The sequence below is a fragment of the Halomonas mongoliensis genome (genome assembly GCF_052496345.1).
This window is the reverse complement of sequence record NZ_CP199288.1, coordinates 1,460,528-1,486,902: the sequence shown is the minus strand read 5'-3', so window position 1 is coordinate 1,486,902 and position 26,375 is coordinate 1,460,528. Positions and strand designations below refer to the sequence as shown.

The 26,375-nt window shown below is 68.7% G+C and carries 27 protein-coding genes; 11 read left to right on the top strand and 16 right to left on the bottom strand.

The window, feature by feature from the left end; genetic code table 11:
- The first annotated feature begins 14 nt into the window (after positions 1-14).
- A complete protein-coding gene (polA, locus tag ACRYRV_RS06925; protein ID WP_253448137.1) occupies positions 15-2,780 on the top strand; it encodes a DNA polymerase I in 2,766 nt (921 codons plus the stop codon).
- 151 nt (positions 2,781-2,931) lie between these two features.
- Here the strand turns inward: polA and ACRYRV_RS06920 are convergent, their stop codons facing one another.
- The 6 genes from ACRYRV_RS06920 to dctP form a co-directional block, all read right to left on the bottom strand.
- On the bottom strand, positions 2,932-4,002 hold the full coding sequence (locus ACRYRV_RS06920; protein ID WP_253448140.1) for an ABC transporter ATP-binding protein: 1,071 nt from the start codon (positions 4,000-4,002) through the stop codon (positions 2,932-2,934).
- Positions 4,002-5,609, bottom strand: coding sequence for an ABC transporter permease (locus tag ACRYRV_RS06915; protein WP_253448143.1), 1,608 nt, complete (start codon positions 5,607-5,609; stop codon positions 4,002-4,004). Before ACRYRV_RS06915 ends, ACRYRV_RS06920 begins: the two co-directional genes overlap by 1 nt.
- A 53-nt stretch (positions 5,610-5,662) precedes the next feature.
- The gene (locus ACRYRV_RS06910; protein WP_253448146.1) at positions 5,663-6,661 is read right to left on the bottom strand and encodes an iron ABC transporter substrate-binding protein; all 999 of its coding nucleotides are present in this window, start codon (positions 6,659-6,661) and stop codon (positions 5,663-5,665) included.
- A 238-nt stretch (positions 6,662-6,899) separates the two neighbouring features.
- Entirely contained in the window at positions 6,900-8,234 is a 1,335-nt protein-coding gene (locus ACRYRV_RS06905) for a TRAP transporter large permease (RefSeq protein ID WP_444985557.1), read from the bottom strand.
- Positions 8,231-8,731 carry a TRAP transporter small permease subunit gene (locus tag ACRYRV_RS06900; protein ID WP_444985558.1) on the bottom strand — a complete coding sequence of 167 codons (501 nt, stop codon included), beginning with the start codon at positions 8,729-8,731 and terminating at the stop codon, positions 8,231-8,233. The genes ACRYRV_RS06905 and ACRYRV_RS06900 overlap by 4 nt, the downstream gene beginning before the upstream one ends.
- Positions 8,732-8,795: 64 nt before the next feature.
- Positions 8,796-9,899: a TRAP transporter substrate-binding protein DctP gene (gene dctP / locus ACRYRV_RS06895; RefSeq protein WP_444985559.1), complete on the bottom strand. Its 1,104-nt coding sequence runs from the start codon at positions 9,897-9,899 to the stop codon at positions 8,796-8,798.
- A gap of 348 nt (positions 9,900-10,247) precedes the next feature.
- Here dctP and ACRYRV_RS06890 point away from each other — a divergent pair, with 348 nt between their 5' ends.
- Both ACRYRV_RS06890 and ACRYRV_RS06885 read left to right on the top strand, forming a co-directional pair.
- Entirely contained in the window at positions 10,248-12,440 is a 2,193-nt protein-coding gene (locus ACRYRV_RS06890; RefSeq protein ID WP_444985560.1) for a tRNA(Met) cytidine acetyltransferase TmcA, read from the top strand.
- 35 nt (positions 12,441-12,475) lie between these two features.
- Complete coding sequence (locus ACRYRV_RS06885) at positions 12,476-13,945, top strand: aminoacyl-histidine dipeptidase (protein WP_444985561.1); 1,470 nt, start codon at positions 12,476-12,478, stop codon at positions 13,943-13,945.
- Positions 13,946-13,949: 4 nt separating this feature from the next.
- Here ACRYRV_RS06885 and ACRYRV_RS06880 read toward each other — a convergent pair whose 3' ends face one another.
- From ACRYRV_RS06880 to ACRYRV_RS06870, 3 genes are all read right to left on the bottom strand, one after another.
- The gene (locus ACRYRV_RS06880) at positions 13,950-14,309 is read right to left on the bottom strand and encodes a hypothetical protein (RefSeq protein ID WP_309636831.1); all 360 of its coding nucleotides are present in this window, start codon (positions 14,307-14,309) and stop codon (positions 13,950-13,952) included.
- Positions 14,310-14,497: 188 nt separating this feature from the next.
- Positions 14,498-14,971 carry a Dps family protein gene (locus ACRYRV_RS06875; RefSeq protein ID WP_253448165.1) on the bottom strand — a complete coding sequence of 158 codons (474 nt, stop codon included), beginning with the start codon at positions 14,969-14,971 and terminating at the stop codon, positions 14,498-14,500.
- Between the two features lie 135 nt (positions 14,972-15,106).
- Positions 15,107-16,243, bottom strand: coding sequence for a glycerate kinase (locus ACRYRV_RS06870; RefSeq protein ID WP_444985562.1), 1,137 nt, complete (start codon positions 16,241-16,243; stop codon positions 15,107-15,109).
- Positions 16,244-16,368: 125 nt separating this feature from the next.
- Here ACRYRV_RS06870 and ACRYRV_RS06865 point away from each other — a divergent pair, with 125 nt between their 5' ends.
- The 4 genes from ACRYRV_RS06865 to ACRYRV_RS06850 are packed head-to-tail and all read left to right on the top strand — an operon-like array spanning position 16,369 to position 19,102.
- Entirely contained in the window at positions 16,369-16,953 is a 585-nt protein-coding gene (locus ACRYRV_RS06865; RefSeq protein WP_253448171.1) for a hypothetical protein, read from the top strand.
- The gene (locus tag ACRYRV_RS06860) at positions 16,950-17,309 is read left to right on the top strand and encodes a hypothetical protein (RefSeq protein WP_253448173.1); all 360 of its coding nucleotides are present in this window, start codon (positions 16,950-16,952) and stop codon (positions 17,307-17,309) included. Before ACRYRV_RS06865 ends, ACRYRV_RS06860 begins: the two co-directional genes overlap by 4 nt.
- 30 nt (positions 17,310-17,339) lie before the next feature.
- Entirely contained in the window at positions 17,340-18,023 is a 684-nt protein-coding gene (locus ACRYRV_RS06855; protein ID WP_253448175.1) for a DUF1007 family protein, read from the top strand.
- Positions 18,014-19,102, top strand: coding sequence for a nickel/cobalt transporter (locus tag ACRYRV_RS06850; RefSeq protein WP_444985563.1), 1,089 nt, complete (start codon positions 18,014-18,016; stop codon positions 19,100-19,102). The genes ACRYRV_RS06855 and ACRYRV_RS06850 overlap by 10 nt, the downstream gene beginning before the upstream one ends.
- On the opposite strand, the gene ACRYRV_RS06845 is transcribed toward ACRYRV_RS06850, so the two are convergent.
- Positions 19,099-19,521 (bottom strand): HIT domain-containing protein, encoded by a 423-nt coding sequence (locus ACRYRV_RS06845; RefSeq protein WP_444985564.1) that lies wholly within the window; start codon positions 19,519-19,521, stop codon positions 19,099-19,101. The two genes, ACRYRV_RS06850 and ACRYRV_RS06845, sit on opposite strands and share 4 nt — an antisense overlap.
- A gap of 117 nt (positions 19,522-19,638) precedes the next feature.
- On the opposite strand from ACRYRV_RS06845, the gene ACRYRV_RS06840 reads away from it, so the two are divergent.
- From ACRYRV_RS06840 to ACRYRV_RS06830, 3 genes are all read left to right on the top strand, one after another.
- On the top strand, positions 19,639-20,385 hold the full coding sequence (locus tag ACRYRV_RS06840) for a sulfite exporter TauE/SafE family protein (RefSeq protein WP_444985565.1): 747 nt from the start codon (positions 19,639-19,641) through the stop codon (positions 20,383-20,385).
- A 72-nt stretch (positions 20,386-20,457) separates the two neighbouring features.
- Positions 20,458-20,589: an entericidin A/B family lipoprotein gene (locus ACRYRV_RS06835; protein ID WP_309636834.1), complete on the top strand. Its 132-nt coding sequence runs from the start codon at positions 20,458-20,460 to the stop codon at positions 20,587-20,589.
- A gap of 82 nt (positions 20,590-20,671) precedes the next feature.
- On the top strand, positions 20,672-20,992 hold the full coding sequence (locus ACRYRV_RS06830; RefSeq protein WP_444985566.1) for an I78 family peptidase inhibitor: 321 nt from the start codon (positions 20,672-20,674) through the stop codon (positions 20,990-20,992).
- 5 nt (positions 20,993-20,997) lie between these two features.
- On the opposite strand, the gene ACRYRV_RS06825 is transcribed toward ACRYRV_RS06830, so the two are convergent.
- The 5 genes from ACRYRV_RS06825 to ACRYRV_RS06805 all read right to left on the bottom strand — a co-directional run bounded on the left by ACRYRV_RS06825 (position 20,998) and on the right by ACRYRV_RS06805 (position 25,472).
- Positions 20,998-21,498, bottom strand: coding sequence for an acyl-CoA thioesterase (locus ACRYRV_RS06825; protein WP_253448240.1), 501 nt, complete (start codon positions 21,496-21,498; stop codon positions 20,998-21,000).
- Position 21,499: 1 nt separating this feature from the next.
- On the bottom strand, positions 21,500-21,910 hold the full coding sequence (locus tag ACRYRV_RS06820; RefSeq protein WP_444985567.1) for a DUF1622 domain-containing protein: 411 nt from the start codon (positions 21,908-21,910) through the stop codon (positions 21,500-21,502).
- Between the two features lie 67 nt (positions 21,911-21,977).
- Positions 21,978-23,288 (bottom strand): short-chain fatty acid transporter, encoded by a 1,311-nt coding sequence (locus ACRYRV_RS06815; RefSeq protein ID WP_444985568.1) that lies wholly within the window; start codon positions 23,286-23,288, stop codon positions 21,978-21,980.
- 104 nt (positions 23,289-23,392) lie between these two features.
- The gene (locus tag ACRYRV_RS06810; RefSeq protein ID WP_309636839.1) at positions 23,393-24,766 is read right to left on the bottom strand and encodes an MATE family efflux transporter; all 1,374 of its coding nucleotides are present in this window, start codon (positions 24,764-24,766) and stop codon (positions 23,393-23,395) included.
- A 103-nt stretch (positions 24,767-24,869) separates the two neighbouring features.
- Positions 24,870-25,472 (bottom strand): outer membrane beta-barrel protein, encoded by a 603-nt coding sequence (locus ACRYRV_RS06805; RefSeq protein WP_444985569.1) that lies wholly within the window; start codon positions 25,470-25,472, stop codon positions 24,870-24,872.
- Positions 25,473-25,683: 211 nt separating this feature from the next.
- On the opposite strand from ACRYRV_RS06805, the gene ACRYRV_RS06800 reads away from it, so the two are divergent.
- The gene (locus ACRYRV_RS06800) at positions 25,684-25,998 is read left to right on the top strand and encodes a hypothetical protein (RefSeq protein WP_444985570.1); all 315 of its coding nucleotides are present in this window, start codon (positions 25,684-25,686) and stop codon (positions 25,996-25,998) included.
- A 79-nt stretch (positions 25,999-26,077) separates the two neighbouring features.
- Here ACRYRV_RS06800 and ACRYRV_RS06795 read toward each other — a convergent pair whose 3' ends face one another.
- Entirely contained in the window at positions 26,078-26,326 is a 249-nt protein-coding gene (locus ACRYRV_RS06795) for a YfhL family 4Fe-4S dicluster ferredoxin (protein ID WP_309636842.1), read from the bottom strand.
- Positions 26,327-26,375: the final 49 nt, after the last annotated feature.

Here is a 26,375-nt window from a genome sequence, read left to right as displayed (position 1 = left end):
CAATGGATGCCCCCATGGCCGATACTCCCATCGTACTCGTCGACGGTTCCTCCTATCTCTACCGCGCCTTCCATGCCCTCCCGCCGCTGACCACCTCCAAGGGCCAGCCTACCGGGGCCATCAAGGGTGTGCTCAACATGCTCAAGCGGCTGATCAAGGACTATCCGGACAGCCCCATGGCGGTGGTCTTCGACGCGCCGGGCAAGACCTTCCGCGACGAGCTTTTCGAGGAGTACAAGTCCCACCGGCCCCCCATGCCCGACGACCTGCGCTCCCAGGTGGCGCCGCTGCACGCCTGCGTGAAGGCGCTGGGCCTGCCGCTGCTCTGCATCGAGGGGGTGGAGGCCGACGACGTCATCGGCACCCTGGCCCGCCAGGCCACCGAGGCGGGGCGTGACGCCGTGATCTCCACCGGCGACAAGGACATGGCCCAGCTGGTCAACGAGCACATCACCCTAGTCAACACCATGAAGGACGAGACCCTGGACGTCGAGGGCGTGAAGGGGAAGTTCGGGCTGCCGCCCGAGCTGATCATCGACTTCCTGGCGCTGATGGGCGACAAGGTGGATAACATTCCCGGTGTGCCCGGCGTCGGGGAGAAGACGGCGCTTGGCCTGCTGCAGGGCATGGGGGGCGGCCTCGAGGCGATCTACGCCGATCTGGAGCGGGTCAAGACGCTGGAGTTCCGCGGTGCCAAGACGCTGCCGAAGAAGCTCGAGGCGCATCGCGACCAGGCGTTTCTCTCCTATCGGCTGGCCACCATCAAGACCGACTGCGAGCTGCCGGTGGGCCTCGACGACCTCGATATCGCTCACCCGGATCGCGAGGCGCTCCTCGAGCTCTACCGCGAGTTCGAGTTCAAGGCCTGGCTTGCCGAACTCCTGGAGGGCAGGGACGAAGGGGTGGATGACGTGGCCGGGGGCAGTGCGGCCACGGAGGCCGTCGAGGAGGCACCAGGCGCCGGCAGCCCTCCCCGCGAGGACCAGGTGATCCTCGACCAGGAGGCGCTGGATGCCTGGCTCGAACGCCTTCAGGCGGCCGAGGCCTTCTGCTTCGATCTGGAGACCACCAGCCTCGACTACATGGAGGCCCGGATCGTCGGCGTGGGGCTTTCCCTCGAGCCGGGGGAGGCGGCCTATATCCCGCTCGCCCACGACTACCTGGACGCTCCCGATCAGCTCGACCGCGACACCGTGCTGGCTGCCCTCAAGCCGCTGCTGGAGGATGCCGACAAGACCAAGATCGGCCAGAACCTCAAGTACGACATCTCGGTGCTGGCGAGCCACGGCATCGCGGTGGCCGGCCCCCTGGAGGACACCATGCTGGAGTCCTATGTGCTGGACTCCACCGCCACCCGCCACGACATGGACTCCCTGGCGCTCAAGTACCTGGGCGAGAAGACCGTCTCCTTCGAGGAGATCGCCGGCAAGGGGGCCAAGCGGCTCACCTTCAACCAGATCGCACTCGAGCAGGCGGCCCCCTACGCCTGTGAGGACGTCGACATCACCCTGCGCCTGCACGGCGAGCTGCGCCCGCGGTTGGCCAAGGAGGGGCGCCTGGTCGAGGTGCTGGAAGAGATCGAGCTGCCCCTGGTGCCGGTGCTGTCGCGCATGGAGCGCACCGGCGTGGCCCTGGACCCGGCTCGCCTCCACGACCAGAGCCGGGAGCTGGAGGTAAGGATCGGCGAGCTGGAGGCCCGCGCCCATGAGCTTGCCGGGCGCGAGTTCAACCTGGGCTCCCCCAAGCAGCTCGGCCAGATCCTCTTCGAGGAGCAGGGCATTCCGGTGCTCAAGAAGACCCCCAAGGGGGCCCCCTCCACCGCGGAGGCCGTGCTCGAGGAGCTGGCGCTGGACTACCCCCTGCCCAAGGTGATCATGGAGCACCGGGGGCTCGCCAAGCTCAAGTCCACCTACACCGACAAGCTGCCGCGGCTGGTCAACAAGGCCACCGGCAGGCTGCACACCAGCTACCACCAGGCGGTCACCGCCACAGGACGCCTCTCCTCCTCCGATCCCAACCTGCAGAACATCCCGATCCGCACCGAGGAGGGGCGCAAGATCCGCCAGGCCTTTATTGCCCGGCCGGGCTACCGCATCGTCGCCGCCGACTACTCCCAGATCGAGCTGCGCATCATGGCGCACCTCTCCGAGGACAGGGGGCTGCTCGACGCCTTCGCCGAGAGACAGGACATCCACGCCGCTACCGCGGCGGAGGTGTTCGGCGTGCCCCTGGAGAAGGTGTCCCCTGACCAGCGGCGCAGCGCCAAGGCGATCAACTTCGGGCTGATCTACGGCATGAGCGCCTGGGGCCTGGGCCGCCAGCTGCATATCGAGCGCAACCAGGCCCAGACCTGGATCGAGCGCTACTTCGACCGCTACCCCGGGGTGGCCCGCTACATGGAGCGCATCCGCGCCCAGGCCGCCGAGGATGGCTTCGTCGAGACGGTGTTCGGCCGGCGTCTCTACCTGCCGGAGATCCACTCCCAGAACCGCGCCCGCCGCCAGGGGGCCGAGCGCACGGCGATCAATGCCCCCATGCAGGGCACCGCGGCGGACATCATCAAGCGGGCCATGATCGACGTCGACGCCTGGCTGCAGGCCGGCGAGATGGACGCCTGGATGGTGATGCAGGTCCACGACGAACTGGTCTTCGAGGTGGCGGAAGCCCAGGTGGAGGCCTTCATCGAGCAGGTGAAGGAGCGCATGCAGGGCGCCGCCGAGCTCAGCGTGCCGCTGATCGTCGAGGCGGAGAGTGGGGCGAACTGGGACGAGGCCCACTGACTCTCCCTCATAACACAAATCTCTCCTTTTCCTATCTACTGAGTGGAATCCATAGTAAGAACGCCACCGTCCTGTCTACTGGCTGAAAGCCGAAACAGGAACGCCACCGCAGCTGCGGTGGCGTTCCTGTTTGCGCGGTAGGTGCCGCTGGCTAGTCCCTGAGCACCGTGGCGGTGCGCTGGGGCTCCAGGCTGACCTGCTCGCCCACCTTCCACAGGCTGTGGCTGGGGGTGATGGCGCAGAACTGCTGGCCGTGCTGCTCCAGCAGGTAGAAGCAGTCGTGGCCGCGGAACTCGCGCTCCACGATGGTGGCGCCCTGGCCCTCGGGGGCCGAGGAGAGGGAGAGGTATTCCGGGCGCAGCGAGAGGCGTACCGGGCCGCGGCGGTGGCTGTCGATGGCCACCGGGCCGAGGGCGGTGCGGGCGATCTCGCCGTCGGCCTCGCCCTCCAGCAGGTTGGTGTGGCCCAGGAACTCCGCCACGAAGGAGGTGGCCGGTGCCTGATAGATACGCTCGGGGCGGTCCACCTGGATCAGCTGGCCATAGTGCATCACCCCCACCTTGTCGGCGAAGGAGAGCGCCTCTGCCTGGTCATGGGTGACCAGGATCACCGAGGTGCCGGCGGCCTTGAAGAGGCGGCGCACCTCCTTGCGGGTCGACTCGCGCAGGGCGGCGTCCAGGTTGGAGAAGGGCTCGTCGAGCAGCACCAGCTCGGGCTCAGCGGCGAGCGTGCGGGCCAGGGCCACGCGCTGCTGCTGGCCGCCGGAGAGCTGATCGGGCATGCGGGCGGCAAGGTCCGCCAGCCCCACCAGGTCGAGCCACTCCCGGGCGCGGGCCGCGCGCTTGGCCTTGGGCACATGGCGCATGGCGAAGGCGACGTTCTCGCCCAGGCTCATGTGCGGGAAGAGGGCGTAGTCCTGGAAGACGATGCCGATGCGGCGCTGCTGGGGCGGCAGGCGGGTGACGTCCTGGCCGCGCAGCATGATCTCGCCCGCATCGGGGCGCTCGAAGCCGGCGATCATGCGCAGGGTAGTGGTCTTGCCGCAGCCGCTGGGCCCGAGCAGGGCGAGGATCTCGCCGTTGTCCAGGGAGAAGCTCACGTCCTCCACCGCCAGCGGATCCTGGTGGCGATAGCGCTTGTGCAGCCCGCCCACCGAGAGCAGGGGTTCCGGCAGTCGGGTCGGCACGCCCTGGGGGGCGGCCTTGAGGTTGAGGTTGGACATCATTTGCCCTCCTTGGTGAGCAAGAGGCCCACGGACAGGCTGGAGAACACCACGATGGCGGCGGCAAAGGGAGCCGCTTCGGCCAGCATGCCTTCCGAGGTACGAGTGAAGACGGTCACGGCCAGGGTCGTGTAGCCGGTGGGGGCCAGCAGGAAGGTGATCGGCAGCTCCTTCATGCACAGCACGAAGACCAGCACCACGCCGGCCAGGATGCCGCGGCGCAGGCGCGGGAAGATCACGTGGGTGAAGGTGCTGATGGGGCCGTGGCCCAGGGAGTGGGCGGCCTCCTCCATGCTCGGCCGGGTCTGCAGCAGGGCGCTGCGGATCGGGCCCAGCGCCAGCGCCAGGGAGGCCATGGCCCAGGCGATGATCAGCATCGCCAGGGTCTGGTAGAGGAAGGGCGCGGTACGCAGGGAGAAGAACACCATGGCCAGCGCCAGGGCCAGCGGCGGAATCGCATAGCCGATATAGGCGGAGCGCTCCACCAGGGTGGCAAAGGGTGAACGGTAGCGCACTGTCAGGAAGGCGATGGGCAGGGCAAAGGCCGCAGCCAGCAGGGCCGCCGGCAGGGCCGCGCCGGCGGAGCGCAGCAGGGTGCCGGGCACCCTGGCGAAGAAGCTGAGGTCAGGCGGTGCCAGCAGCAGCCAGTAGGCCAGGATCATCACCGGCAGGCCGATGGAGGCGGTAAACAGCGCCACCAGGTAGGGCCAGGCCAGGAAGCGTGCCCGGCCGAGCGGCTGGGGCGTCAGCGGGCGGGCCACGCCGGTGCCGATGCGCGCCAGCTTGCGCTTCACCACCAGGCTGTCGAGCATCACGAAGCAGGTGGCCAGCGCCAGCAGCATCAGCGCCAGCCAGGCGGCGTAGACGCGGTCGAAGGCGCCGGAGTACTGGGTGTAGATGGCGTAGCTGAAGGCCTCGTAGCGCATCAGCGCCACGGCGCCGAAGTCGCCCAGCACGTAGAGGGTGATCACCAGCCAGCCGGCCATCAGCGCCGGCATCAGGTGGGGCAGGGTCACCCGGCGGAAGATCTCGCCGCGGGAGTAGCCCAGGCTCCGCGCGCTCTCCTCGAGGTTGCCGTCCAGGCCGCCCAGGGCAGCGCGCAGGTTCAGAAACAGGTAGGGGAAGGTATAGAGGGCCAGGGCCAGGGTGGCGCCCCAGTAGCCCTGGAGGCGTGGCAGCTGGAAGCCGGTCAGCTGGGCCAGCACTCCGTAGTTGCCGCCCAGCCCGATCAGCGCATAGGCCATCACATAGCCGGGCACCGCCAGAGGCATCACCCCCAGCACGGTCAGGGTCCTCTTGAAGCGGATATCGGTGCGGGTGACCAGCCAGGCCAGCGGAAAGGCCATCAGGGTGGTCAGCGCCACCACCCCGGCGGCCAGGGCCAGGGTGTTGATCAGCAGCTGCAGGTTGCGGGGGCGGAAGACCAGGTCGACCAGGGTGGCGCTGTCGGCCTCGAAGGCCCGCAGTCCCAGATAGACCAGAGGCACCAGCATGGCCCCTGCCGCGATCAGCGAGGGCAGCAGGATATGCAGCGGAACGCCGCGCGGCAGCAGCCGGGGAAAGCCCGGTGCGCGGCGCGGCGAAGTGGTCGGGTGCGTCTGGTTCATGATGTCTCGTCAGTCAGGACCTGCCGCTCATGGGCGGCAGGTCGCGGCAGGGCTTACAGCAGGCCGGCCTCGCGCAGCAGGTTGAGGGTGCCCTCGAGGTCCTCGAGGTCGTCCAGGTCGATCTGCGGGGAGACCTCCAGCAGGCGGTCGAAGTCCTCGAGCACCGGGTTCTGAATCACGTCGCGGGTGACCGGGTACTCATAGACGTTGCCGGTGAAGTACTGCTGGGCGGCGGGGGAGAGCAGGAAGCGCACGAACTCCACGGCGGCCTCCTGGTTGCTGCTGCTCTCCAGCACCGCGATGCCGGCCACGTTCACCAGGTTGCCGATGTCGCCGTCGGCGAAGAAGGCCTGTTCCACCGGGAACTCGGCGTCGGAGCCCAGGAAGCGGGGCAGGTAGTAGCTGTTGACCAGGGCGAAGTCCACTTCACCGTCGGCGATGCCCTGGACCTGGGTGGTGTTGTTGCGGAAGGTCACGGCGCCGTTGTCCTTCATGCCCTCGAGCCATTCGAGGGTGCGCTCGTCACCGTGCTCCACGCGCATGGCGGTGATAAAGGACTGGAAAGAGCCGTTGGTGGGCGCCCAGCCCACGCGGCCCTCAAAGCGCTCGTCGGTGAGGTCGAAGACGCTCTCGGGCAGCTCATCCTCGCTGGTCCGCTCCGGGGAGTAGGCGACTACCCGGGCGCGGCCGCTGGCGGCGACCCAGTTGCCGGTTTCGCTGGTATAGATGCCGGGCAGGCCTTCGTAGATGTCCTCGGGCAGCGCGGCCAGCAGGCCGGCCTTGCTCAGGGCCCCCATGGCGCCGGCGTCCTGGCCCCAGTAGAGGTCGGCGGGAGAGCGGCTGCCCTCCTCCTGCAGCAGCACCGCCAGCTGGGCGGTGTCGCCGTAGCGCACGGCGACGCTGATGCCGGTGTTCTTCTCGAACTGGGAGATGATCGGTTCGACCATGGACTCGCCGCGGCCGGAGTAGAGGGTCAGGTCGGCGGCGGATGCCAGGGGCGCGGCCAGCAGTGTGGCGGCAACGGCGGCGGAGGCGAACAGAGACTTCTGCATGTCTGGATGATCCTGTCGTTGGCGATTTTGGATCCGCTCTGCGGCGGTTAAGGTTCCACTGCCAGTCTTGGTCTATCGGCACGATAGCAAAATTCTTGTCTGCTGCAAATGATAATGATACGCAAAAGGGTTTTCATGACATGCGTCAACACTTCTTTCTGCCGGCTCGTTCCCTGCAACGAAGGGTGCCCGCCGTGCATGGCACGGCGGGCACCCTTATCGACGGCAGTGAGCGGCCTCAATAGCCGAGCAGCGCCGAGGGCAGGCCGGTGATCAGCACCGGGAAGAAGGCCATCAGCACGCAGGCGAGCACGATCAGCGCCACGAAGGGCAGCACCGCCTTGTAGAGATCGACGATCTCCACCCCCTTGGGCGAGACCCCCTTCATGTAGAAGAGCGCATAGCCGAACGGCGGCGTCAGGAAGGAGGTCTGCAGCACCACTGCCACCATCACCACGAACCACAGCACGTCGACGCCCAGCTGCTGGACGATCGGCAGCATGATCGGGAAGCTCAGCAGCACGATGCCGGTCCAGTCCAGGAACATGCCCAGCAGGAACACCAGGAACAGCATGAAGATCATCGCGCCCACGGTGCCGCCGGGCATCGCCAGCACCAGGTCGCTGATCACCGTCATGCCGCCGCCCCGGGAGAAGACCCCGGTGAAGGCGGTGGCCCCCACCAGCACCAGCATCACCATGGTGGTGGTCTTGCCGGACTCCAGCAGTGTCTTGAAGCAGGTGCTGGGCTTGCGGTCACCGAAGATCAGGAACAGCAGGAAGGCGATACCGACGCCGATGGCCGAGGCCTCGGTGGCGGTGGCGATACCGGTGAACAATGCCCCCAGCACGCCGAGGATCAGCGCCATGGGGGGCAGCACGTACTTGGCCAGCATCACCAGCAGCTGCCCGGTGGAGACCTCGGCGCGCTCCGCGGGGGGCACCGGGGGGCCATAGCTCGGCTTGACGAAGCAGATCACCAGTACGTAGAGGGCATACATGGCGCCCAGCATCACGCCCGGCACCAGGGCGCCGGCGAACAGCGCGCCCACCGAGACCGGCGAGTAGCTGGCCATCAGGATCAGCATGATGCTCGGCGGGATCAGGATGCCCAGGCAGCCGCTGGCCATGATCACCCCGGTGCTGAGCTCCTTGTTGTAGCCGTGCTTGAGCATCGGGGCCAGCGCGATCATGCCCATCACCGCGATGGAGGCGCCGACGATGCCGGTGGTGGCGGCCAGCAGTACCGAGACGATGACCACGGTGAGCGCCAGGCCGCCGCGCAGGTTGGCCAGCAGCAGGCGCATCACCGCGAACATCTTCTCGGTGACCCCGGAGTCGTTGAGGAAGCGCGCCATCAGCACGAAGAGGGGAATGGCCACCAGGACATAGTTGTCCATGGCGTTGCCGTAGATGTTGTTGATGATGGTGCCGAGCACGCGCTCGCCGGGGCCCAGGTAGGCGCCGATGACGGCGACGCCGCCCAGCACGAAGGCCAGCGGGTGGCCCATGAACAGGCCGATCAGCAGCCCGCCGAACATCACCAGGGTGAGCAGTTCGGGACTCAGGTTCATGCGCTCTCCTCCCGCAGCTGCTGGATGGCACGGATGACGATGGCAATGGCCTGCAGGCCGATCAGGAAGGCCGCCACCACGATGACGCCCTTGATCGGGTAGACCGGAATCGACACCACCCCGTAGGTGGTCTCCAGACGGCTGTAGGAACGCATGAAGAAGCTCCAGCCGAGCGTCAGCAGCATATAGATGAAGGGCACGAAGAAGATCAGGTAGCCGAGGATCTCGACGACGGCCTGCTTCTTGCGCGAGAGCAGGCGCTTGAGCACGTCGACCTCGACGTGGGCGTGATGGCGCAGGCCGTAGGCGGCCATCAGCATGAAGTGGGCGCCGAACAGCATCTTGGTGATGTCGAAGGCCCAGTCGCTGGGCCGCCCGGTGAAGAAACGCAGGGCGATATCGTAGAGCACCACCAGGGTGATGACGGCGATCAGCGGCGCGATGAGTCGCCCAAGCACCTCGTTGAGCGTATCGATCGCCTTGGCAATCGCATTCATGAATCGGTCTCCGCAGTCGGGACGCAGGCCGCCCCGGGCGTGGCCGGGGCGGCGGGCAGGGGCCTTACAGGCAGGCTTCGATCTCTTCCAGGGACGGCAGGTTGTCCATGACGCGGCTCATGTTGAAGGGCGCGGAGATATCACGCCAGGTCGCGTAGTGCTCCAGGTAGCTGATCATGGAGTGGTAGACCTTTGCGTGGTCCGGGTGCTCACAGGCGCCGCGCACGATCACCTCGTTGGTGATCTCCTGGATGCGATCCAGCTCCTCCTCGGAGAGCTGGTTGATGGTCACGCCGGCCTCGATGAAGTTCTCGGTGCCCTCGGTGGAGCCGCGCTCGGACCAGGCCAGCGACCAGGCCATGGTGGCGTCGGCGGCGATCTTCAGCTTCTCCTGGGTCTCCTCGGAGAGGGCGTCCCAGGCGTCCTTGTTGATCATCACGCCGAAGACGCTGGCGGACTGGTGCCAGCCGGGCACCGACCAGTATTCGACCACCTCGGCGAAGCCGGCGTTGTAGTCCACGCCCGGCGTAGAGAACTCGGCGGCGTCGACCACGCCGCGCTCCACCGCCTGGTAGATCTCGCCCCCGGCCAGGTTGACCTGGGAGCCGCCGAGCTGCTCGAGCACGCGACCCTGGTCGCGGCCGGAGAGGCGCAGACGCTTGCCGTCCAGGTCGGCCAGGCTCTCGATGGGGGTGCGGCCCATGAAGCCGGATTCGTTGTTGGTGATGCCGTAGGGCAGGTAGACCATGTCGTACTGACCGTAGATCTCCTGATAGATCTCGAAGCCGCCCCACTGCTGGATCCAGTTCAGGTAGTCCACGCCGTTGAAGAGCATGGTGGTGGTCGCCAGCGGCGAGAAGGCCGGGTTGCGGCCGGCCCAGTAGCCTGGCCAGTCGCCAGCGGCCTCGATGCTGCCGGTTTCGGTGGCGTCGAACACCTCGGTGCCGGGCATCAGGGTGCCGCCGGCGCGGAATTCGATCTGCAGCTCGTCGCCGGCGATCTTGTTGACGAGATTCACCCAATGGCGGTCGACCTCGATCAGGTCGATGCTGTCTGGCCAGGTGGAGGTCATGGTCCAGCGTTCCTGGGCCTGGGCGGTGGTGGAGAGGGCGGCCAGGGCCACGCCGGCGGCCAGGCCGGTGAGGGCGAACTGGGTCATCTTCTTCATGTGGTGCTCCCTGTGCGGGTTATTGGTGTTGGTCGAGAAGACGTTGCGAGTGCCGGGCCACCCCCTGTTGTGTCACCTTGGTGGGGCGGCGGCGCCTGCGTTCGGCAGTTGACCGGTCGTGCAGGCGTGGCAGCCTAGCCAAGCTAGCACGCTGCCACTGTCATAATCGATAGCCTGCTGGAGACGCCTCCTGGGGGGCCAATACGGCGGGGGCGATGGTCTGGGGAGTGCTAATTATCATTTTTTATCAGTGTGTTAAGAGCTTTCTGGGGTGCCGGAGATGAGGCCGGCAGCGTTGAATGAGGCGAGCATTGCGACCATGGTCGTAGATGCTGTCGGGAGGAGTGCATGGGTAAAGCCGCTGGGGGTGAGCCTCTCCTGAGGGAGCGGGTAGCAGCGCTCTTGGACCGGGCCGGCGCGCTGGCGCGTCGGCGCTGGCGCGGCCTGATATGGCTGACCGGCGAGGCCCCGGCCTGCCGCGCCGCTGCCCTGGCGCTGTGGCAGGCCGGGGGCTGGCGAGCTCCGCTCTGGGTGGCCCCCGAGGCGCCGCCGGGGCTAGCCGACGGGGAGCGCCTGGCACCGGGCAGGGCTCGCACTCGCCTGGGCGGCGAGCAGGACCTGCTGGTGGTGGATGCGGTGTCCGAGGGGGCCGGCTTCGACCCCGACGCCTTCGGTGCCCTGGCCGGCACCCTGCGCGCCGGCGGGCTGCTGGTGCTGATGACCCCGCCGGACTGGGGCGCACGGCCCGACGCCGACTACGCCCGCCTGGCCGAGCATCCGTTCCTGCCGGAGCGGCTCAGTGCCCGCTACCTGGCACGCCTGGCGCGCCTGCTGGGCGATGCCCCCGAGGTGATCCGCTGGCGGGCGGGGGAGGCACCTCTCCTGCCGCCCCTGTGCGAGGCGGCCCCGGCGGTGCTGGCCCCCGCTGGGGATCCCGACTGCCTGACCGCCGACCAGGCCGAGGCGGTGGCGCGGCTGGTGGGGCAGCGTCGGCGGCGCCCGTTGGTTATTACCGCCGACCGCGGTCGCGGCAAGAGCGCGGCCCTGGGCATCGCCTGTGCCCGCCTGCTGGCCGCCGGCGAGCGCGAGGTGCTGGTCACCGCCCCGCGCCCCTCGGCGGTGGAGAGCCTGTTCGAGCGCCTGGCGGCGCTCTGCCCCGAAGGGCAGCGCCAGGGCACCCAGTTCTGCCTGGCAGAGCGGCGGGTGCGCTTCGTGGCGCCTGATGAGCTCACCCGCCGGGCTCGCCTGGGCGAGGTCGGCGGTGCCGGCGCCCGGCTGCTGGTGGACGAGGCGGCGGCGATCCCTGCCGCCCTGCTCGGCGAGTGGCTGGGAGCCTTCCCGCGCATCGCCTTCGCCACCACGCTGCACGGCTATGAGGGCTCCGGGCGCGGCTTCGCGGTGCGCTTTCTACCGCGGCTTACGCGGGAGGCGCCCGGCTGGCAGGGCGTGCATCTGGGCGAACCGATCCGCTGGGCGGCGGATGATCCCCTGGAGAGGCTGATCAACCGGCTGCTGCTGCTGGACGCCGAGCCGGTGGCGCCGGCGCCGGAGGCTGAGGCGGTCTGGCAGCGGGTGACGCCCGCCGAGCTGGCGGAAGATGAACCCCTGCTGCGCTCGCTCTTCGGCCTGCTGGTGCAGGCCCACTACCGCACCACGCCTTCGGACCTGCGCCGCTTGCTGGATGGCCCCGGCGCCGGCATCGGGGCGCTGATGGCCGACCGCTCCCCGCTGGGCGTGGTGCTCACCGGCGACGAGGGGGGCTTCGATGCCGAGCTGGCCGAACGGGTGGCCCGCGGCGAGCGCCGCCCCCGCGGGCACCTGATGGCCCAGTCGTTGGCCGCCCACGCCGGCAGCCGGGAGGCGCTGACGGCCAGGCTGCGTCGCGTGGTGCGTATCGCCGTGGCGGAGCCCCAACGACGCGCCGGGCTTGGCTGGCGGCTGATCGAGGCGGAGGCGGAGCGGTCTGGCCGGGAGGGCATCGACCTGCTGGGCTCGAGCTTCGGCGCCGAACCCGGGCTGCTCGCCTTCTGGCGCTCCCTGGGATTTGTCACCCTGCGCCTGGGGCTGACCCGGGAGACCGCCACCGGAGAGCATGCGGTGATGGTGGCGCGCCCGCTGACCGAGCGGGGCGAGGCGCTGGTGGCAGGGCTCGCCGCACGCTTCCAGCGAGCCCTGCCGGGGCTCTTGGCCTTCGAGCTGTGCGAGCTGGAACCTGAGGTTGCTGCCGCCCTGCTGGCGGAAGGGGCGGGCTCGGCGCCGGGCGCCGATGACCGCCGCGACGCCGAGGATGTGGCCTTCGCGCAGCGAGAGCCGGCCCTGGCCCGTCCGGCACTGCAGGCGCTGGTGCGCCACGCTCTGGCCCGCGGCGTGCCGGCAAGCGATGCCTCGCTCTGCCTGCTGGTGGCCTGGGGGTTCCAGGGCGCGAGCGCCGAGCGGCTGGCCGCCCGGCTCGGCGTCTCCGGGCGCCGGGAGGTCACCGCCCGGCTGCGCCAGGCCGTGGCGGCGCTGCTTGCTGCCACTTCCCCTGCCAGCATGGGCTGAGTAAGGTAGGCCGGTTATCGTGGAGCAGACATCTCATGAACGAACATCTCGAACGGCTCGAGCCGCAGCCACTGTGGCGTCACTTCCGCACCCTTTGCAACACGCCGCGCCCCTCCGGGCACGAGGCGGCGCTGGTGGCGATTCTCGAGCAGTGGGCCGACGAACAGGGGCTCACCCACGACCGTGACGCCTTCGGTAACCTGCGCCTGTGCAAGCCGGCCACGCCGGGGTGCGAGGGCGCCCCCGGGGTGATCCTCCAGGCCCACCTGGACATGGTGCCCCAGGCCAATGCCGGCTCCAGCCACGACTTCACCCGGGACCCGATCCGCACCCGCATCGGCGACGACGGCTGGCTGCGTGGCACCGACACCACCCTGGGCGCCGACAACGGCCTGGGTGTGGCCGCGGCGCTGGCCATCCTCGAGGATGACACCCTGACCCACGGCCCGTTGGAGGCGCTCTTCACCCTGGAGGAGGAGACCTCCATGGGCGGGGCCCTGAATCTGGCCGAGGGGTGGCTTGCGGGACAGTTGCTGCTCAACCTGGACTCCGAGGACCGCGGCGAGGTCTATATCGGCTGCGCCGGCGGGGCCGATGTGGTGGTGGAGGCCCAGCTGCCTACCGCTCCTGTCGCCGAGGAGGAGGTCGTGATGCGGCTCGCTCTGACCGGACTGAAGGGCGGTCATTCGGGCATGGATATCCACAAGGGACTGGGCAGCGCCAACCGCCTGCTGGTGCGGGTGCTGCGCGCCCTGGAGGGCTGCGAGGTGCGCCTAGTGGACTATCATGGCGGTACCCTGCGTAACGCCCTGCCCCGGGAGGCCTTCGCCGTGCTGGCCCTGCCCGTCGACCAGCGCGAGGCGGCGTTGGCGCGGGTGGCGGCCCTGGAGGCGGAGCTGCGCGCCGAGCTGGCCGGGGTCGACGAGGGCCTGACGCTGGCGCTCGAGCCGTCGGAGCAGGCCGCCGAGGAGGCGCTTACCGCCCAGGCGAGCCACCTGCTGGTGGCGGCGCTGCACGCCGCGCCCTGCGGGGTGGAGCGCATGAGCAGCGAGGTCCCTGGGGTGGTGGAGACCTCCAACAACCTCGGGGTGGTCAACCTGGAGGCGGGCCGTTTCTACCTCTGTGCCCTGGTGCGCTCCCTGCGCGACAGCGCCACCGCCGACCTGGCCGAGCGCTTCAAGGCGCTTTTCGAGCTGATCGGCGCCCGGGTGCGGGTGGAGAACGCCTACCCGGGCTGGACGCCCCAGCCGGACAGCGAGCTGCTGGGGCGCTTCTGTCGCCTGCACCGCGAGCGGCTGGGCAGTGACCCGGCGGTCAAGGTGATCCACGCGGGTCTCGAGTGCGGCATCCTCGGCGGCAAGTACCCGCACCTGGAGATGGTCTCCTTCGGCCCGCTGATCCGCGGCGCCCACTCCCCCGACGAGCGTGTCGAGATCGCCTCGGTGGCGGAGTTCTGGGGCCTGCTGCGGGCCCTGGTCGGGGACCTGGCCCGCAGGGAGGCATGAAGGGTCAGTGATTGACCTGGATACGCACCGCCGGGTAGCCGCCCACGGTCACCAGCGGGATGTCGGTGCTGCCGCGATGGTGGCGGCGATGGTCCCGGCGGGGCTCGCGATAGCGGGGCGGCGAGGCGTAGTAGTGGTGTTCCACGACGCGGCTCGGCGTGCGGTGGCGATGCTTGGCCCGCTTGGGGGCCTTGTGGCGCTTCTGGTAGTGATGCCGGCCGCGGTCGGCGCGGCGGTCATGATGGTGGTAGTGGTGGTGCACCTGGGGGTGATAGCCGCCGTGGCGGTGGCGGTCTGCCATGGCGGGCAGGCTCATGGCCAGTGCCAGGGCGGCCATCAGGGTAGCCAGCAATAGTCGGTTCATGGTCTCTCCTCCATGTCGGGCCAAGGTGGGGCTCGTTCCAGTGCCCATGGAGGCAGTATATCGCCGTGTTCATGGGCGGCCGCTCGCCCGGCGGGGGTTGCCCAATCTCTTCATATTCGCGGCGGGGTGACCGAAAACGGCGACACCGCCCGAAGGCGGTGTCACGCGGTGCCGGCTGCTGCGGTGGCTCAGCCGAGATAGGCGTTGAGCATCCAGACGGTCTTCTCCTGCTCGCGGATATAGTCCCCGGCCTGGGCGGCGGTGCCCTCGTCGTCGGCGTCGGAGGCCAGCGAGAGCAGCTCGCGCTGCAGTTCGATCAGGGTCTGGAAACCCTGCAGGGTGCCGCGCACGCAGGCCTCGCCGTCGGTGACATTCTTCTCCTCGGCGATGCGTGACATGGTCACGTAGTCGCTGTAGGCGTGCACCGGCTGATGGCCCAGGGTCAGGATGCGCTCGGCCACCTCGTCCACCTTGGTCAGCAGGTCGGTGTAGAGCTCCTCGAACTTGGCGTGCAGCTCGAAGAACTGCGGGCCCTTCACGTTCCAGTGGTAGCCGCGCACGTTCATGTAGAAGATCTGGTAGTTGGCCAGCAGCTCGTTGAGCTTCTCGGCCAGCTGGCTGGCGCTGCCTTCGTGCAGGCCGATGGTATTGGTGTTGCTCATGCGGATACCTCCTTGATCGCGATGGGAAAAGTGTACTCCGGCGCCCATACTTCGGTGGAGTCACTGGTGAACATGACCACCATAGCCGATTTTGATGAGATGCAGGTGAGCGAGGCGGATTTCAAGTGAGCTGGGTCAGGGCTTGCCCGCGGTGAAGAGTCGCACCGTGCTCTCGGCTCTGTCGGCGAGCAGCTCGGCGCAGCGCGCAAGCGCCTCCTCCAGTGGCATGGGGCCGTCGGCCAGGGCGAAGGCGGCGGTGATGCCTTCCTCGTAGGCCGCCTGCCAGCCCGGCGCCAGGCGGCCGGCCAGCACCGCCACGGGTACGCCCTGGGCGCGGGCCGCCCGCGCGACCCCGATCGGCGTCTTGCCGGCCAGGCTCTGGCCGTCCAGCTGTCCTTCGCCGGTGATCACCAGGTCGGCATTGGCCAGCAGCGCCTCGAAGCCCGCCTGAGCCATGATCAGCTCGATGCCGGGAGTGAGCTCGGCGCCCAGGAAGGCCCGAGCAGCAAAGCCCATGCCGCCGGCGGCGCCCGCGCCGGGAAGGTCGCGATGGTCCTGGCCCAGGGCGGCGGCGCTGACGTCGGCGTAGCGTGCCAGGGCGGCGTCCAGTCGTCGGACATCCTCGGGGCCGGCGCCCTTCTGGGGGCCGAACACCGCGCTGGCGCCGCGCTCCCCCAGCAGGGGATTGTCCACGTCCACGGCGGCCTCCACCCGAAGATGGGACAGTCGCGGGTCCAGCCCCGAGAGGTCGAGCTCGGCCAGCTCGACCAGTGCCGCCCCGCCGGGGGGCAGGTCGCGGCCGGCGCCGTCACGCAGCCGGGCGCCCAGGGCCACCAGCATGCCGGCGCCGCCGTCATTGGTGGCGCTGCCGCCCAGGGTCAGCAGCAGCCGCTCGGCGCCGGCGTCCAGCGCCGCGCGGATCAGCTCGCCCACGCCATGGGTCGTGCTGTGCAGGGCGGTGCGCTCCTCCGGGGCCAGGGCCTGGATGCCGCTGGCCTCGGCCAGCTCCACGAAGGCGATGCGCCGCTTGGGCAGCCAGCCCCAGTCGGCGCGAGTGGGGCGGCCCAGGGCGTCCTGTACGGTGATGCTGCGGCGTTCGGCGCCGGTGGCGGCCAGCAGGGCGTCCAGGCTGCCTTCGCCGCCGTCGGCCAGAGGGCACTCGATGAGCTGGAGGCCGTCTCCCAGGCGGCGAATGCCGCAGGCGATGGCGCAAGCGGCGGCGGCGGCGGGAAGGGCGTCCTTGAAACTATCCGGGCAGATGAGAATCTTCATGGAAGGCTCGCGGCAGGGGGTTGCCCCCAGCTTAGCGCCGAGGTGCGACGAGCTGAAGCAGCGGCGTTCCCAGCGGCGGGTCGTCTGCGTACACTGCACGCCAGTGCACCCACAGGAGAGAGACCATGCGCCTCAGGCTGTGGCCCCCCGTATGGAACAAGGTGAGGGGCAAGGCCCTGGTCGGCGGCCTCGCAGCGCTGCTGCTGGCCGGTTGCCAGACCACCCCCTCCACGCTGCCGGTGGCGGAGCCCCGGCCCGCGGCGGCGTGCACCTGGCCGCTCGGTGACCAGGAGCCCAGGGCGCTGTTGCGTGCCTCCGTGGATGCGCTGGAGGCCGAGGGCTTCCTGATCCGCCATACCGACCTGGCCCTGGGCCTGGTGAGCGCCGAGCGCACTCGCATCCTGCCGGGCTACGGCGACCGCCATGATCGCTGGGACAGGGGCGGGATGTTCGGCGGCATCGGCATCGGCGGTGGCCGCGGCGGGGTGAGCAGCGGCGTGATGATCGGCTTCGGCGGCGTGGGCAGCCTGACCCGGGATGCCACCCAGCTGGAGCGCGTCTCGCTGCTGGCCGGTGACGGCGAGGTGCGGATCAGCCGCGATATCCAGGTGATCGACTGGCGCGGCGAGCTCGCCGAGGCGCGCAGCGCCAGCAGCGCCGACTTCTGTCAGCGGCTGCGCGATGCCATCGAGGCCGGAGGTCGGCCATGAGTCGCTGGCTTGCCATGTCGCTGCTGGCTCTGCTGCTGACCGGCTGTGCGGCGCCTGCGGTGCAGGAGCCCCCTCGGGAGCTGGACTTCGCCTATGCCCCGGAGGCGACGCTGCGGGCGTCGGCCCAGGTGCTGATGGCCAACGGCTATGTGGTGCGCCACGCCGACGCCGAGCTGGGCCGCCTCGAGGCGGTATTCTCCCGCTGGCCCGGCTACCGGGTGCTGGTGGAGGTCTCCGGTGAGGGTGAGCAGAGCCGGGTGAGCCTGACGGCCAGTCGCGGCGGGAGGCCCCTGCCCCCCCAGACCCTGGACCTGCTGCTGGTGGAGATGCAGGAGCAGCTGGGCATGTGGCGCTGATGCCGTCAGCACATCCTGATGAGAAGAACCTTGAGAGATGCTGAAATGATGGACGACCTGCGACGCTATTGCCGCACGGCCGCCTTGGCCCTGCTCTGCCTGACCGCCAGCGGCCTGGCCCAGGCGCACCCCCACGGCTGGATCGATCTGCGCATGCGCCTGGTGGTGGACGACGAAGGGCAGCTGACCGGGCTGCATCAGTCCTGGCTGATGGACCCTTTCTACAGCCTGGTGGTCATGGAGGAGCTGGGCCGAGCGGGGGGAGAGGGCGGGCTGGACGCCGCCCTGGATCAGCTCGGCAGCGAGATCCGCGACAACCTGGTGCCCTACGGCTACTACACCGAGCTGCGCCTGGGCGATGACAAGCTGACCTTTGACCCGGTCAACGACTATACCGTGCTGGAGCGCGGCGGCCGGGTGGAGTTCATCTTCCTGCTGCCGCTGGCGGAACCCCAGCCGCTGGCCGGCCAGGCGCTGAGCTACCAGGTCTTCGACCCCACCTACTACATCGAGATGGTGCACGAGGACGAGAACGGCGTACCGGCCGAGGACTCGCTGCGGGTGGGCGGCGAACTCGACTGCGAGACCCGCATCCATCAGGCCGACCCCGACCCCGAGATGGTGATGCGCGCCGCCATGCTCGACGTCACCGACGAGGCCGAGCCGGGGCTGGGCCGCCACTTTGCAGAGACCGGGGAGGTGGTATGCCGGTAACGTTCAAGCGGCTGCTATGGCTGGCAGGCGCCCTGCTGCTCACCCTGCTGGCCTGGCAGCTAGTGCTCCAGGAGGCGCTGCAGAGCCTCAGCTTCCAGCTGGTGGCCTGGCAGCGGGACTTTCACCGCGCCCTGACCCTAGCCATCAGCGAGTTCTCGGGCACGCCCTCCTCCACCGCCTGGTGGGGGCTGCTCGGTATCAGCTTCGGCTACGGGGTCTTTCACGCCGCGGGGCCCGGCCACGGCAAGGCAGTGCTCGCTACCTACCTGGTCACCCAGGGCGGTGCGCGGCGCCGGGCGCTGGGGCTCTCCTTCGCGGCGTCGCTGCTGCAGGGGCTGGTCGCCATCGCCCTGGTGGTGGTGCTGGTGCACGGCCTGGGCTGGCTGACCCGCCAGGCCATGGGCAGCGTGGTATGGGTGGAGCAGGCCAGCTTCATCATGGTGGCGCTGCTGGGGCTGTGGCTCTGCCTGCGGGCGGTTCGGCAGCTGCGGCGGCGGCCGGCGCTTGCCGGGCATGCCCACGCCAGCGCCGTTCAGGGTCGGGACCCTGGTCACGCTCACGGTGAGGGGCACCAGCATCACGATCATCACCATGGCCATCAACACGGCCATGACTGCTGTGGCGGTCAGCACCATGTGGACCCGGCGCAGGCCGCCGACTGGCGCACCGCCCTGGCCACGGTGGTGGCCATCGGCATCCGCCCCTGCAGCGGCGCGGTGCTGCTGCTGGGAGCGGCGACCCTGCTCGGCCACTTCCTGGTGGGTGTCGCCGCGGTGCTGGTGATGTCCCTGGGCACGGCGCTCACCGTCTCGGCGCTGGCGCTGGCCAGCGTCTATGCCAGGGATTGGGCGGAGCGCCGCCTGGCCCGCCAGGAGCGGGCGGCACGGGCCGGACGGCTGCTGCACTGGGCGTCGCTTGCCGGCGGTATTGCCATCCTGGCGCTGGGGGTGTCGCTCAGCGTGACCGGCGCAAGCCAGCCGTCCGGGGTGCCCCTGCTGGGGGACCCCGCGTCGCGCGGCGCCCCGGTGGCAAGCCCTTCCAGCGAGGGAGCGCCTCCTCGCCACCCCCTGGGCGGCTAGTCGAGGTCGAGCCCCTCCACCATGGCCAGCACCCGGTCACGCATGGCGGCCAGGGAGTCGAGATCGTGGCGGCGGGGCTCTCCCTGGCCCCATACCGGCCCGGGCCAGGCTTCGTCGTCCTGGTGACGCAGCACCAGGTGAACATGGAGCTGGGGCACCACATTGCCAAGGCTCGCCACGTTGAGCTTGTCGGCACCCAGCATCGCCTTGAAGGCGCATCCGATGCGGCTCGCCTCGCGCCACAGCTGCTGCTGGTCGGCCTCGTCGAGGTCGAAGACCTCGCTGACGCCCGGGCGCCGTGGAATCAGCAGCAGCCAAGGATAGCGGGTATCGTCCATCAGGCGCAGCTGACACAGAGGCAGCTCGGTGACCGGGTAGCTGTCGTTTTCCAGGCGTTCATCGAGTCTGAGCTCGGCCATGTCCTTTCCTCATGCCGGGTCGTGGCCCTCCATCATGACACAGCGGCGCGGCTCGAGTTCTGCCCTGGCACCGGCTATGCTGGCGCTTCTGCCCGGGCATCGTGACAAGGAGGTCCCATGACCCTGCTCGAAGCGCTGGCCCTGCTCGCCATCGGCGTGGTGGCCGGCTTCATCAATGTGCTCTCGGCGGGGGGCTCGATGCTGACCCTGCCGCTGCTGATGTTTCTGGGCCTCTCCCCCCAGGCGGCCAACGGCACCAACCGGGTCTCCATCGTGCTGCAGAGCGTCGCCGCGGTGGCCAGCTTTTTCCGCGCCGGTGCCCGCCATGTGGGGCTCTCGCTGCGTCTTGCGGCGCCGGCGGTGGTGGGCTCGCTGATTGGCGCCTGGCTGTCGCTGCAGGTCAGCGATGCGCTCTTCGAGGCGATCCTGATCAGCGTCATGGCGGGGTCGGCGGTGCTGATGCTGCTGCCCCAGCCCCGGCTCGATACCCGGCCGCTCACCGCGGAGCGCCTGACGCCGGCGATCTATCTGGCGATGTTTGTCATCGGGCTCTACGGCGGCTTTATCCAGGTCGGGGTGGGGATCCTCTTTATCGTGGTGCTCTACCGCATGCTGAAGATCGACCTGGGCCAGGTGAACGCCTTCAAGGTGTTGATCGTGCTGCTCTACACCCTGCCGGCACTGCTGGTCTTCGTCTTCAACGACCAGGTGCGCTGGGGCTATGGCCTAGTGCTTGCGGCGGGCAGCATGCTGGGGGCCTGGCTTGGGGTAAAGGTCAACGTGAGCCCGCGGGGGGCGCTCTGGGTCAAGTGGCTGACCATCGGGGTGATCGGCGCCATCATCTTGCGGCTGCTGCTGGGGTAGCGCGGCAGATCGCCGCCGGCAGTGCTAGATTGGGTGAGGGTACTCAAGATCCACGGGCAAGGAGGCAATCCGATGAAACGCACCATGGCCATCGTGCTGCTGTCGCTCTTCTCCCTCTCGCTGCTCTCCGGCTGCAACACCATTCGCGGTGCCGGCGAGGATATCGAAGCGGGCGGCGAGGCGATCCAGCGCTCCACCCAGTGAGTGTTTGATTTGAAAGGTCCCGCCACAGGCCGGAGCGAGTCGACTCGCTCCGGCTCTTTTCATCACGGAAGAGGAGAAAGCCATGCCCTTCAAGGTACTTCCCCCCGTCATCGCGGGCCTGCTGCTGGCCGGCTGTGCCGGAATGACCGCCCCGCCGGCCCATGAGTCGGCGCCGCCTCCGCCCAGGGTGGAGAGCCGCGCCGAGTGCGGCGCCGCCCAGGTCCAGGACCGCGTGGGACGCGAGTACAGCGAGGCGCTGGGGGAGTCCATTCGCGCCGAGAGCGGTGCGGCCGCCATGCGGGTGATCCGCCCCGGCGACGCCGTCACCCTCGACTACCGCCCCGACCGCCTCAACGTGCGCCTGGATGACGACGACGTCATCAGCGAGATCGGCTGCGGCTAATCCTCCTAGGCGCCGTGCTCGTCCTGAGTGCGGCGCTCCTCTTCCTCGGCCTGCTTGCGCAGCTTCTTGCGCAGCGCCGCCTTCTCGAAGCGCAGCCGCTGCAGCCTGGTGTCAAGTTTCAGCGGTGGCACCCGGGCGGGCTGCCCCGCGTCGTCCACCGCCACCATGGTCAGGTAGCAGCTGTTGGTGTGGCGGATCAGCTTCTTGCGGATATCCTCCGCCACCACCTTGATGCCGATCTCCATGGAGGAGCGGCCCACGTGGTTGACGCTGGCCAGGAAGGTGACCAGCTCGCCCACGTGGATCGGCTGCTTGAACAGCACCTGATCCACCGAGAGGGTCACCACGTAGTGACCGGAGTAGCGGCTGGCGCAGGCGTAGGCCACCTCGTCGAGCTTCTTGAGGATGGCGCCACCATGCACCTTGCCGCTGAAGTTGGCCATGTCGGGGGTCATCAGCACGGTCATGGAGAGCTCGTGCTGACCGGGCAGGTCGGTATGTTCCATATCAGTCTCCGTGGCGGTGGGCCGGGTCCGGTTCGCCGTTCTTCATGTGGTGGTCGCGACGCTGGGGCGGGTGGGGCGGCTGCCAGGGCCAGTGACCCTCCACCTCCACGTGCAGGGTGAAGCCCAGGAAGGCGCGAATCAGCACCACGGCGGCCAGGGTCACCACGCTCTCGCCGCTGTTGAGCACGATCACCGTCTTGATCAGGTCGCCGGCGATCAGGAAGTCGAGCCCCAGCAGGATGGAGCGCCCGATGCCGTGGCGGTACTCCAGATAGGCGTGGCGGCTGTCGTAGAAGTTGCGATGCTGCAGGAAGCGCCGGGTCGCCATGGCGAAGCCGGCGACGATGATCATCACGCCCAGGCCCTCGATGATCAAGGCGACGATGTCGATCAGCTGCAGGAACCAGTTCACTCGCTTCGCTCCATGAAGGCAACAGCATGAAAGAAAGAGCGCCCCCGAGTCCGGGGGCGCAGGTGGTTCAGAACCAGGTCAGGCCGATGGCGATGACCGCCCCGGTGATGAACAGCTGGATCAGGCAGAAGCCCATGATGTCCTTGGCCTTGAGGCCGGCGATGGCGAGCACCGGCAGGGCCCAGAAGGGCTGCAGCAGGTTGGTCCAGGCGTCGCCCCAGGCCACGGCCATGGCCACCCGTGACACGTCCACGCCCAGCGCCTCGGCGGCGGGCAGCATCACCGGCGCCTGCACGGCCCACTGGCCGCCGCCGGAGGGCACGAAGAGGTTGACGATGCCGGCGCTGATAAAGGACCAGAAGGGCAGCGAGGTCTCGGTGGCGAACGACACCAGCGCCTCGGACATGCTGGCGGCCAGTCCCGACTGCACCATGATCGCCATGATGCCGGCATAGAAGGGGAACTGAATGACGATGCCGGCGCCGCCCTTGATCGCCTCGTTGAGGCTGGTCAGCAGGCTGCGCGGGGTGCGATGCAGCACGATGGCCAGGAACAGGAACAGGAAGTTGACGATGTTCAGGTTCAGGCCGCCGCCGCGCAGCAGGAAATGGTCGAGCAGGAAGAGCAGACCGGGGATGCCCACCAGCCAGGCCAGAGTCGTGCTGTTCTCCAGGCGGTCGGCGGGGCGGTGGATGCGCACCCGGGTCTCCTCGTCATCGGCCAGCAGCTTGGGGTCCACGTAGACGCTCTCCTTGTCGTCGGGAAGCATCAGGCGGTTGACCAGCGGGATGACGATGAACAGGCAGATCACGATGGCCAGGTTGAAGAAGGCGAAGATGGTGGAGCCGGTACCCACCACGCCGATCTGGTCGGCGCTGAAGTGGCCGTCGGTGGCGATGGTCAGGGGGATGGAGCCGGCCAGGCCGCCGTGCCACACCACGAAGCCGGAGTAGGCGCTGGCCACCAGCAGGCGGTAGTCCACCTTCACCAGTCGGGCGAGCTCCTTGGCGAACAGGGCCCCCACCACCAGGCCGAAGCCCCAGTTGATCCAGCTGGCCGCCAGCGACACATAGGTGACCAGCAGGATGGCCCCACCGGGTCCCTTGGCCAGGGCGGCGAGGCGCTGCAGCAGCTTCTTCACCGGTGGGGAGCTTGCCAGCATGAAGCCGGTGACCAGCACCAGCAGCATCTGCATGGAGAAGGTCAGCAGTCCCCAGAAGCCATCGCCCCACATGCGCATCACCGCCAGCGGCGTCTGGCGCTCCACGGCGATGGCCGCCACGGCGGCGATCACCGTCAGCAGCAGCACGAAGATATAGGGGTCGGGCAGGTAGCGTTCGACCAGCTTGACGGCCGGTCTCGAGAGGGCCTTGAGCATGGGAGTTCCCTTCTTCTGTTGTCGATCTTCTTATGGATGGCGTGTCTCACAGAAAGTAGCGCAGCTTCAGGGGCTTGCGCTAGCCGGCTCGCCAACGCACCGGTTCAGGCCGCCTGTCCGGCCGGGTCGCACCAGCGGGTGCGGCGATAGCGCAGGTAGTAGGCGGCCAGCACGCCGGAGCGTACCGCGGCGAAGAGGGTGAAGGCGAACCACAGGCCGTGGTTGGTCAGCGCCTCGGGGAGCAGCGCCTGGGTGAGCCACCAGGCGGGCAGGTAGGCCGCCAGGGCGATGAAGATGCTGTTGCGCATCTCGCGAATCGCCGTGGCGCCGATAAAGACGCCGTCCAGCAGGTAGCTCCACACCGCGATCAGCGGCATGGCGACCATCCAGGGCAGGTAGGCGCCCGCCGTGGCGCGCACCTCCGGCAGGCCGGTGAGCAGGGCGATCAGCCAGGGGCCGCCGAGTGCGAAGGCCAGGGACGCCGCCCCGGCGGTGGCAAGCGAGAACCAGGCGGCGCTCTTCACCGCCTGGCCGAACTCGTCCCAGCGCCGGCGGCCCACGGCGCGGCCGGTGATCGCCTCGGCGGCGTGGGCGAAGCCGTCCAGGGCGTAGCTGGTCAGCAGGATGAACTGCAGCAGCACGGCGTTGGCGGCCAGTACGGTGTCGCCCTGCACGGCGCCCCGGGAGGTGAAGAAGGCCATGGCGAAGAGCAGCCCCAGGGTGCGCACGAAGAGGTTGGCGTTGACAGCGAAGAGCTCGCCGTAGGCGGCAAGGGCCAGCAGCCGTTGGCGCAGGAAGCGCCCCTCAAGCAGCTTGAGCTGGCGCGAGACCAGCCAGAGCCCGAAGGCCAGCGCCGTGTAGTCGGCGATCACCGTGGCCCAGGCCACTCCGTCGCTGGTCATGCCGAGCCCCACCACGAAGAGCAGGTCGAGGGCGATATTGACGCTGTTGGTCAGTACCAGGATGGCGAGCGTCACCCGGGAGTTCTGCTGGCCCAGGAACCACCCCAGGATGGCGTAGTTGGCCAGCACCGCCGGGGCGGAGAGGATGCGGATGGCAGCGTACTCGGCGGCCAGCGCCGTGGCCGCCGCGCTGCCGTCCAGCAGCCAGAGGCCGAGAGTGATCAGCGGTCCCGAGAAGAGGATCAGCAGGGTGCCGATCACGCCTGCCAGCAGCAGCGACTGGCCGAGCAGGTTGCGCACGTCGCCGTCGTTCTCCCGCCCCACCGCCTGGGAGGTGAGCCCGGTGGTCCCCATGCGCAGGAAGCCGAAGCCCCAGTAGAGGAAGCTGAAGAGGGTGGCGCCCAGGGTCACGCCGGCCAGGTAGCGGGAGTCCGGCAGGTGGCCCATCACGGCGGTATCCACCAGCCCCAGCAGCGGTACGGTGATGTTGGAGAGGATGATCGGCCAGGCCAGGGTCCAGATGCGACGGCGGGAGGCGTCGGGGGCTGAGGCCAGGGCGGGGGAGGAGCGGTTCACGGCAAGCCTGCTGAGGATCCAAACGGGCCATCCTCGCCCTGCCGCGCCCATAACGCAACCGCCCTGCATGGAGGCGGGGCGGTTCAGGAACAGCGGCGCCGGCTCAGAAGCGGTAGCCGATGCTGGCGGAGATCAGGTCGATGTTGAGGTCCTCGCCGCCTTCGCTGATGTCATAGCGTTCGAACTCGAGGCGCATCATGACCTGGTTGACCACATACTCGGCTCCAATACCGTAGAAGGGGTCGGTACCGTCTTCACCAAAGCTCTGAGAGCCAGTATTGTCACTTTCATTCAAGTCAGCATCCCAGGCGATCAGGCCCAATTTACCGTAGACGCTGAATCCATCTTGGATGGGAAGCTTGCCGACCAGTGCCGCAGTGAAGCCGTCCACGCTTAGCTTCGCCCGGCCACTTCCATCATTGTCACTGGCAGTGAAATCACCGAAGTCCACATAGCTGGCTTCCACGGCAAAGTTCGGATTGAACTGGTAGCCGACAAACAGTTTGAACGCGGTGTCGGTGTCGTCAGAGCTAACATTCGGGTAGCCCTGGTCCCGGTAAAAACCGGCTATATCATATTTCAGCTTGGATTGGCCGAGAGCGGTGCCAACATAGACACCCTCATCGGGCACGCCGGGGTAGCTCTGGGCGAAAGCGGGGACGGCGACCAGGGTGGTCAGGGCGGCAGTGGCGATCAGACGCTTCATCATGCGCTCCATTGCATGCTGGGGCAGGCGTTGCCTGCGGGCTTGGGCAAGCGGCCAAAGCCGTCTACCCTGATGTAAGATCCTGTGAAAGGATGTAATCTTGACGATTCTAGAACCTAATCATCATGAGTGCCATGCTTCTCATGCCATCAGCGGCTATCGGGCAGCATGACAGACGCCGCCAGGGCGGCAGGGAGCAGGGGAGAGCACGATGGGCAAGCGTACCTTTATCTTCGTATTACTGGCGCTGGTGGCGATGCTGGGCACGTCCCCGGCCATGGCCCAGCAGCAGCGCATGGAGGCCCAGCCCAGCGGTGGGGCCATGGTGGCCGATGCGCTGATCGCCCGGCCGCTGCTGGCGGTGGCTACCGTAGCCGGCACGGCGGTATTCCTGGTGTCGCTGCCCTTCACCGCCCTGGGCGGCGGGGTGGACACCGCCGCCGAGGCGCTGATCAAGACGCCGGCCGAGGCGACCTTCCGCCGCTGCCTGGGGTGTACGGTCAGCCGCCGCGCCGACGAGATGTAGGCGCCGCTCGAAAACGCAGAACGCCCCGCCATGAGCGGGGCGTTCTGCATTGGCGCGGGTGCAGGAGTGCGCCGGGCCTTCAGGCCGCGGTGATGACGTGATACTTCGCCATCAGCTCCTCGCGGCTCTCCTCGTGCTCCGGATCCAGGGGGATGCAGTCCACCGGACAGACCTGCTGGCACTGGGGCTCGTCATAGTGGCCGACGCACTCGGTGCAGAGGTTGGGGTCGATGACATAGATCTCCTCGCCGGGGGAGATGGCGCCGTTGGGGCACTCGGGCTCGCATACGTCGCAGTTGATGCACTCATCGGTGATCATCAGGGCCATGGGGATACCTCGCACAGGTCGCTGGCCGTGGCCCCGGGTCGGCGCCTGG